Below are 8,099 nucleotides of genomic sequence, written 5' to 3'. Positions count from 1 at the left end.
CCGCGTCTCGCGCACTGCCGAGATCGACCGCGCTCTGGTCGGCTGCGGCCTGCCGGTGCGCGACTGGAAGGGGCGCAAGAGCTTCCCCGGCCAATACGAGCGGGTCGCCGACAAGGTGGCGGGCCTGCGCCGCATGGGCGCCGCCTCGCTCGACCTCGCCTATGTCGCCTGCGGGCGGCTCGACGCCTACTGGGAATACGGGATCAAGCCCTGGGATTATGCGGCCGGAATGCTGCTGGTCCGCGAGGCCGGCGGCAAGGCGGCCCGGCTGGAGGGCGATGACCGGCCTTGGGAGGAAGGCACGGTGATGGCGGCCAACGCGAACCTCGGTGACGCCTTCCGCGACCTCCTCGCCGCCGGCTGAACGCCGCCGCTGTCAGGCGGCTGGCTCGGCCGCGGGCTGCTGCTGGGTGATGCAGTGGATGCCGCCGCCCCCATAGAGCAGGTCCAGGCACGGGATCTGCACCACCTCCCGGTCCGGGAACACCGCTTCCAGCGTCCGGTAGGCGACCTTGTCGGCGGGGTCGCCGAAGCCCGGCATGATGATCCCGCCATTGGCGATGTAGAAGTTCACATAGGACAGGGTCAGCCGGGTCCCGTCGTCCTTCAGGCGGGTCTTCGGCTTGGGCAGGGTGACGATTTCCAGCTCGCGGTCCTTGGCATCACGCGCCGCGCGTAGCGTCTCGAGGTTGCGGCGCAGGATCACGTAGTCGGGGTCGTCGACATCGTCGCACTGCATGGTGATGACCACGCCCGGCCGGGCGAAGCAGGCGATGTTGTCGATATGGCCGTTGGTCTCGTCATCAGCGAGGCCTGCCTCCAGCCAGATGAAGGTGGACACGCCGAGCATGGCGCGCAGCTCGGCCTCGACCTCCTCGCGCCCGAGGCCAGGATTGCGCGCAGGGTCCAGGATGGCCGTCTCGCACAGGAGGCAGGTGCCCTCGCCATCCACATGAATGGCGCCGCCCTCGGTCACCAGCTCGCTCAGGTAGGCCGGCAGGTTCAGGTGCTCCAGCACCCGCACCGCCATCGCCGCATCCTCCTCGAAATCCTGATGCACGCCGCCCCAGCCGTTGAACCGCCAGGCCACGCCCGCGGCATTGCCCTTGCCGTCGATCAGGAAGCTCGGGCAGGTGTCGCGGGTCCAGCTGTCGGACTGGGCCATCGGCAGGATCGAGATGTTCTTGGAGGTGACCAGCGAGGCGGTGGTCATCAGGTCCGGCCGCACGATCATGGTCACCGGCTCGAACTGGGCGATGGCATCCGCGATGTCGGCATAGACATCGCGCGCCGCCTGCAGCCGGTCACCCCAGACCTGCGAGTTGCAGGGCCACGCCATCCAGCAGCGGCGGTGCGGCGCCCATTCCGCCGGCATGAAGAAGCCATCGTCGCGCGGCGTGCTCAATGAATTTCCCAACCCGGCAATCCCCACTGCGCCGATCGTGCCCGATGTCATCGCGGTGCGCAACGGCGCCTCGCCCCCTGGCCCAAAGCCCGCCGGACGCCTAGGTTGCGCCTGCGAGGGATGCCCAGCGGAGAATCAGGGACATGAGCCAGAGCGCTGCGATCGAGGCACGGCTGAAGGAGCTCGGGATCGAGCTGCCGACCCCACCGGCGGTACAGTTCAACTATATTCCGGCGCGCCTGGGCGCCGGGACGCTCTGGATCGCCGGCCAGGTGCCGTTCCGCGACGGGCGGATCCTGGTCGAGGGCAAGCTCGGCGGCGGCGTCTCCGTGGAGGACGGGCAGCGGGCGGCCCGTCAGTGTGCGCTGAACGTGCTGGCCCAGGCCAAGGCCGCGCTGGATGGCGATCTCGGCCGGATCAAGGCGACCCTGAAGGTCACCGGCTGGGTGGCCTGCACCCCGGACTTCTTCGAGCATCCCAAGGTCATCAACGGCGCCTCGGACCTGTTCGTCCAGGTGCTGGGCGAGGTCGGCCGCCATGCGCGCTGTGCGATCGGCTCGCCGTCCCTGCCGCTGAACTGCGCGGTCGAGGTCGACGCCGTGTTCCTGGTCGACTGAGCCCTTGCGCTTTCGGGTAAGCGACGGCGTCGCCTCGCTCGATGCCGCGGCCTGGGACCGGCTCGCCGGCACGGGCGACCCGTTCATGAGCTATGCCTATCTCTCGGCCATGGAGCAGTCCGGTTCGGCCGCTACCGACACGGGCTGGCAGCCGCTGGCGGCCGTGGTCGAGGAAGGCGACACGCTGCTGGCCGCAGCGCCCGTCTATGCCAAGAGCCACAGCTGGGGCGAGTATGTGTTCGACCATGGCTGGGCGGACGCGTTCGAGCGCGCCGGCGGCAGCTACTATCCGAAGCTTCAGGTGGCCGTCCCGTTCACGCCGGTGCCAGGCAGCCGCCTGCTGGCGAGCACGCCGGAGGCCCGCGACCTGCTGGTGCGCGGGCTGGACGACATGCTCCAGGCGACCGGCCTGTCCTCCCTCCATGTCACCTTCTGCAGCGAGGCGGAGTGGACGGCGCTGGGCCAGGCCGGGTTCCTCCAGCGGCTGGGCCTGCAATACCACCTGAGCAACCCCGGCTATCGCGACTTCCAGGACTTCCTCGGTACGCTGCGCAGCTCCAAGCGCAAGATGATCCGCAAGGAGCGCGAAGCGGTGGCCAGCTCCGGGCTGGTGGTCGAGACTCTGACCGGCGCCGAGCTGGGCGAGACCGTCCTGGACGATTTCTGGCCCTTCTATCTCGCCACGGTCGAGAAACGCTGGGGCAACGCCTATCTCACCCGCGACCTGTTCCGCCGGCTCGGCCGCACCATGGCGGACCGGGTCGTGCTGATGCGGGCACGGGAAGGCAGGCGGACGGTGGCGGTGGCCCTGAACCTGGTGGGCCAGGAGGCACTCTACGGCCGGATCTGGGGCAGCCTGGAGGAGTACCGCTTCCTCCATTTCGAGCTGTGCTATTATCAGGCGATCGAGTGGGCGATCGCGCACGGCCTGCCCCGGGTCGAGGCAGGTGCCCAGGGCGTGCACAAGGTCCAGCGCGGCTATGCACCGATCCTCACCTACAGCGCCCACCGCATCACCCATCCGGGCCTGCGGGACGCGATCGACCGGTTCCTGAAGAGGGAGCGCCGGGCGATCCAGGTGGAACGGGCAGAGCTGGAAGCCGCCCTGCCCTATGCCACGCGGCCGGAGCCGGCCGCCTGATCCCCGGGAGCCTTTCGGACCCGGTGGATCAGGCTCGAAGAGTCAGGCGTCGACCGTCAGCTGCTGGTCGTCCTCTTCCTCCTCGTCATCGTCCGCGGCCGGACCGGGCTTCGGCAGCAGGGCCGGGCCGCCGCCGGTGGGCGTGATCTGGAAGGCGGGCTCGCCGTCCTCGATCGTCACCACGACCTTGCCGCCCTTGACCAGCCGGCCGAACAGGAGCTCGTCGGCCAGCGGCCGCTTGATCTTCTCCTGGATCAGCCGCGCCAGCGGCCTGGCACCGAACAGCGGCTCGTAGCCCTTCTCCGCCAGCCAGTCGCGCGCCAGATCGTCGACCTCGATCGCGACCCGCCGGTCGGCCAGCTGCGCGCCCAGTTCCTTGACGAACTTGTCGACCACGTTGCGCACGATCACCGGAGTGAGGCCCGCGAACGGGATCACCGCGTCCAGCCGGTTGCGGAACTCAGGAGTGAAGAGGCGGTTGATCGCCTCCTTGTCCTCGTTCTGCCGCACCGAGCTGCCGAAGCCCATCGCCGGCTTGGCCATGTCGGCAGCACCCGCATTGGTGGTCATGATCAGGACCACGTTGCGGAAGTCGACGGTCTTGCCGTTGTTGTCGGTGAGCTTGCCGTAGTCCATCACCTGCAGGAGGATGTTGAAGACGTCGGGGTGCGCCTTCTCGATCTCGTCCAGCAGGAGGACGGCGTGCGGGTGCTGGTCGATGCTGTCGGTCAGCAGCCCGCCCTGGTCGAAGCCGACATAGCCCGGAGGTGCGCCGATCAGCCGGCTGACCGCGTGGCGCTCCATATACTCGGACATGTCGAAGCGGATCAGCTCGATGCCCATGGTCTTGGCGAGCTGACGGGCCGCCTCGGTCTTGCCCACACCGGTGGGGCCGCTGAACAGGTAGCAGCCGATCGGCTTCTGCGGGTCGCGCAATCCTGCCCGGGACAGCTTGATCGCCGAGGACAGGGCCTGGATCGCGCTGTCCTGGCCATAGACCGCGCCCTTGAGGTCGGCGTCCAGGTGCTTGAGCGATTCCTTGTCGCGCGCCGAGACCGCCTTGATCGGCACCCGGGCGATCCGGGCCACGATCTCCTCGACCTCCTTGGCCCCGATGGTCTTCTTGCGCTGGCCTTCCGGCTTGATCATCTGCGCGGCACCGACCTCGTCGATGATGTCGATCGCCTTGTCGGGGAGCTTGCGGTCGTGGATGTAGCGCACCGCCAGCTTCACCGCGGCCTTGAGCGCATTGTTGGTGTACTTGACCTGATGGTGCTCCTCGAAGCTCGGCTTCAGGCCATGCAGGATCTTGACGCTCTCGTCCTCGGTCGGCTCGGGGATGTCGATCTTCTGGAAGCGCCGGACCAGGGCCCGGTCCTTCTCGAAATAGTTGCGGAACTCCTTGTAGGTCGTGCTGCCGATGCAGCGTAGCCCGCCGGAAGCCAGCGCCGGCTTGAGGAGGTTGGACGCATCCAGGGAGCCGCCGGAGGTGGCGCCCGCACCGATCACGGTGTGGATCTCGTCGATGAACAGGATCGCGCGGCTGTCGTTCTCGAGCTCGCTGATGACGCTCTTGAGCCGCTCCTCGAAATCGCCACGGTAGCGCGTGCCGGCCAGTAGCGCGCCCATGTCGAGCGAGTAGATCACGCAGTTCTTAAGGATTTCCGGCACATTGCCCTGGACGATCCTGAGCGCCAGGCCCTCGGCAATCGCGGTCTTGCCGACGCCTGGGTCACCGACGAACAACGGGTTGTTCTTCGAGCGCCGACACAGGATCTGGATCGTGCGCTCGATCTCGTTGTCGCGGCCGATCAAGATGTCGATCTTGCCTTCGGCCGCCTTCTTGTTCAGGTGCACGCAGTACTGGGACAGCGCGTCCTTCTCGTCCTTCTTCTGTGCCGTCGGAGCACCCTCCTCATCCCGCTCGTCCGCACCGCGCGGGCGACGATCCTCGGACATGCCGGGCTTCTTCGAGATACCGTGGCTGATGTAGTTGACCGCGTCCAGCCGCGAGCAGTTCTGCTCCTGCAGGAAGAACACGGCGTGGCATTCACGCTCGGAGAACAGCGCCACCAGGACGTTCGCACCGGTCACCTCGTGGCGGCCGGACGACTGGACGTGGATCGCCGCGCGCTGGATCACGCGCTGCAGGCCGGCGGTCGGCTTAGCATCGGTGCCGGCCTCCACGATCAGCCCGCTCATCTCGTGCTCGAGATACTGGCTGAGCACGAGGCGGAGCCGGTCGAGGTCGACGGCGCAGGCCTTCATGACCGCCATCGCGTCGGGATCCTCGGTGAGCGCCATCAGGAGGTGCTCGAGCGTGGCGTATTCGTGCTGCTTGGCATTGGCCAGAGCCAGTGCCCGCCTCAGCGACTTTTCGAGATTGCGCGACAGCATGTTCGGGTCACTCGCCTTGCTGGGGTGGGCGGACGGCAAAAAGGGCTGAGGGGCCGCCTGCCCTTGCCATGACCCCTCGGGTCGCCGGCCGGATGGCCGGGATCTGGCCGATCGACCGGATGTCGATCGCCATGACGCTCATCATTCCTTTTCCATCGTGCACTGGAGAGGATGCTGGTTCTGCCGGGCGAAGTCGATGACCTGCATCACTTTCGTCTCCGCCACCTCGAAGGTGTAGACGCCGCAGACGCCGACGCCCTTCTGGTGGACGTGCAGCATGATCTGTACCGCCTCCTCCTCGCTCTTGCGGAAGAAGCGCTCCAGCACGTGCACGACGAACTCCATCGGTGTGTAGTCGTCGTTGAGGAGCAGTACCTTGTAGAGGGATGGCTTCTCGGTGCGGGTGTGGGTCTTGGTCGCCACCCCGCCGCGCTCGATGATGCCCCGATCCTGGTCTCTGTCGCTCATCGCGATGGTCGTCTCACAGTCCCACGCCTCAGGTTCGATGCTACCTGCTCGGGGTCCGAGGAGACCCGAGTTGCTCCGGTCCGTCCGAACCATAACCCCCGTTGCCGGCTGAGGACAATCGCCCTGCAGCCTCTGCAAGTCGGCTTTGTTCGAAGCGGAGCGCGGGCGTCGTTCGGCTGCATCGTAGTGGCATATGGGGTCCCGCAGTCGCTTCGTCATCCTCTGGCCACCCTTGGCCAATCCGGGAACCGTGTTGTAGCACCGGCCGCGCCGGGTCGTGCCGACGCGGCTTACCAACGCTGGAACCGGCATGCCGTTTCGTCCGCTCGCCGCCTTTCGCTCGATCTCGGCCCTGCCGCTCCTGGCCCTGCTGGTCCTCATCGCTGCCGGCAGCCCGGCACTCGCGGCGGATGCCGGCGGGCACGGCTTCGTCGGCGCGGAGCTGGCAGGCTGGTGGGCGCTGCCGTTCGCCGGGCTGCTCCTGTCGATCGCGCTGATGCCGCTGCTGATGCCGGACCTGTGGCACCACCACTACGGCAAGATCGCCCTTGGCTGGGCGGCGCTGGTGATCCTGCCGATGCTGCCGACCCTCGGCCTGGACGGCAGCCTCTACGAGCTGGCCCATGTCGGCCTGCTGGAATACCTGCCCTTCATCCTCCTGCTCCTGGCGCTGTTCACCGTGGCGGGTGGCCTGCGGCTGGACGGCTATTTCGACGGGAGCCCGGCGTCCAACACCGCTTCCCTGGCCGTGGGCACGCTCCTGGCCAGCGTCACCGGCACCACGGGGGCGGCCATGCTGCTGGTCCGCCCCCTGATCCGGGCCAATGCCTGGCGGACCCGCCGCGTCCACACCATGGTGTTCTTCATCTTCCTCGTCGCGAACATCGGCGGCTCGCTCACGCCCATGGGTGATCCGCCTCTGTTCCTGGGCTTCCTCAAGGGCGTCCCGTTCTTCTGGCCGACCGTGCACCTGCTCTTGCCGATGCTGCTGTCCGCCGGTCTGCTTCTGGGAGGCTACTACCTCCTGGACCGGCGACTCGCGATCGTGGACGGCGCGCCGCCGCCCAGGGGCCAGCGGATCTTCGAGGGCAAGGCCAACCTGGTCCTGCTGGGTGCCATCATGGCCATCGTGCTGTTCAGCGGCATCTGGCAGGGGCCGGTGGTGATCTCGTTCCTCGGCGTCGAGCTGACGGCCCAGGCCCTCCTGCGCGACCTGGTGCTCATCGCGATCACGCTGGTCTCGCTGGCCCTCACGCCGAAGAGCGCCAGGCTCGCCAACGAGTTCGGCTGGGGACCGATCCTGGAGGTGGCCAAGCTGTTCGCCGCCATCTTCGTGACGATCGTGCCGGTGCTGGCCATGCTGAAGGCCGGCCTTGCGGGGCCGTTCGCCCCGCTGGTGCAGGCAGTGAGCGATCCTGCCGGCGCGCCGATTCCCGCCGCCTATTTCTGGGCGACCGGCATCCTCAGCTCGTTCCTGGACAATGCGCCGACCTATCTGGTCTTCTTCAACCTGGCCGGCGGCGACCCGCTGGTGATGACCACCGGCAAGGTGGCTACGCTCACCGCAATCTCCGCGGGTGCCGTGTTCATGGGCGCCAACACCTATATCGGCAACGCGCCCAACTTCATGGTCCGCGCCATCGCCGACGAGATGGGCATCCGGATGCCCAGTTTCTTCGGCTATATCGGCTGGTCCGCCGCGATCCTGTTGCCGGTGTTCGTGCTGCTGACCCTGGTGTTCTTCGTCTAGGCTGGGGCAGCACCTGCCCCGGAAAACGCGAAAGCCCTGCCACCTTGTTCAGGCGCAGGGCCAGCTCGATCTCATCGACGGATGAGGGTCGGCAACGCGATCTGGACCGGCACCCCGCCGTGACCAGCGGCAGCCTCGAGGGCCACCGCCTGCCACTGCCTGACGCGACACCGGCCAGATGGAAGACGACTACCCGACGATGCGCAGGTTCTCGGCCGAGAGCTTGCCGCTCCGGCGGTCCTGAACGAGTTCGTACTCGACCTTCTGGCCCTCGCGCAGATCACCGATGCCCGAACGCTGGACGGCGCTGATGTGAACGAA

The 8,099-nt window shown here is 67.5% G+C and carries 8 protein-coding genes; 4 read left to right on the top strand and 4 right to left on the bottom strand.

The genetic code is table 11. From position 1 onward, the window contains the following. Positions 1-364: inositol monophosphatase family protein (locus VNS22_RS23635; protein ID WP_325736867.1), on the top strand; the 364-nt coding region annotated here is incomplete at its 5' end. 12 nt (positions 365-376) lie between these two features. On the opposite strand, the gene VNS22_RS23630 is transcribed toward VNS22_RS23635, so the two are convergent. Beyond that, positions 377-1,405, bottom strand: coding sequence for an agmatine deiminase family protein (locus VNS22_RS23630; RefSeq protein WP_325736865.1), 1,029 nt, complete (start codon positions 1,403-1,405; stop codon positions 377-379). Between the two features lie 143 nt (positions 1,406-1,548). On the opposite strand from VNS22_RS23630, the gene VNS22_RS23625 reads away from it, so the two are divergent. Continuing rightward, complete coding sequence (locus tag VNS22_RS23625; RefSeq protein ID WP_159709666.1) at positions 1,549-2,022, top strand: RidA family protein; 474 nt, start codon at positions 1,549-1,551, stop codon at positions 2,020-2,022. A 4-nt stretch (positions 2,023-2,026) separates the two neighbouring features. After that, positions 2,027-3,163 (top strand): GNAT family N-acetyltransferase, encoded by a 1,137-nt coding sequence (locus VNS22_RS23620; protein ID WP_325736862.1) that lies wholly within the window; start codon positions 2,027-2,029, stop codon positions 3,161-3,163. Positions 3,164-3,205: 42 nt separating this feature from the next. On the opposite strand, the gene clpA is transcribed toward VNS22_RS23620, so the two are convergent. Continuing rightward, complete coding sequence (clpA, locus tag VNS22_RS23615) at positions 3,206-5,560, bottom strand: ATP-dependent Clp protease ATP-binding subunit ClpA (RefSeq protein WP_325736860.1); 2,355 nt, start codon at positions 5,558-5,560, stop codon at positions 3,206-3,208. A 141-nt stretch (positions 5,561-5,701) separates the two neighbouring features. Continuing rightward, on the bottom strand, positions 5,702-6,028 hold the full coding sequence (clpS, locus tag VNS22_RS23610) for an ATP-dependent Clp protease adapter ClpS (RefSeq protein ID WP_159709660.1): 327 nt from the start codon (positions 6,026-6,028) through the stop codon (positions 5,702-5,704). Positions 6,029-6,338: 310 nt separating this feature from the next. Here clpS and VNS22_RS23605 point away from each other — a divergent pair, with 310 nt between their 5' ends. Next, positions 6,339-7,778, top strand: a complete 1,440-nt coding sequence (locus tag VNS22_RS23605; protein WP_325736858.1) for a sodium:proton antiporter — start codon at positions 6,339-6,341, stop codon at positions 7,776-7,778. Between the two features lie 189 nt (positions 7,779-7,967). Here VNS22_RS23605 and VNS22_RS23600 read toward each other — a convergent pair. After that, positions 7,968-8,099 (bottom strand): cold-shock protein (locus VNS22_RS23600; RefSeq protein ID WP_349261878.1); only part of this gene is annotated, 132 nt, incomplete at its 5' end.

It is taken from the genome of Geminicoccus sp. (genome assembly GCF_035556675.1).
In the GTDB taxonomy this organism is placed as follows: Bacteria; Pseudomonadota; Alphaproteobacteria; order Geminicoccales; family Geminicoccaceae; genus Geminicoccus.
Note: the sequence above shows the minus strand (reverse complement) of the source record. Positions and strands in the feature narration are given on the sequence as shown.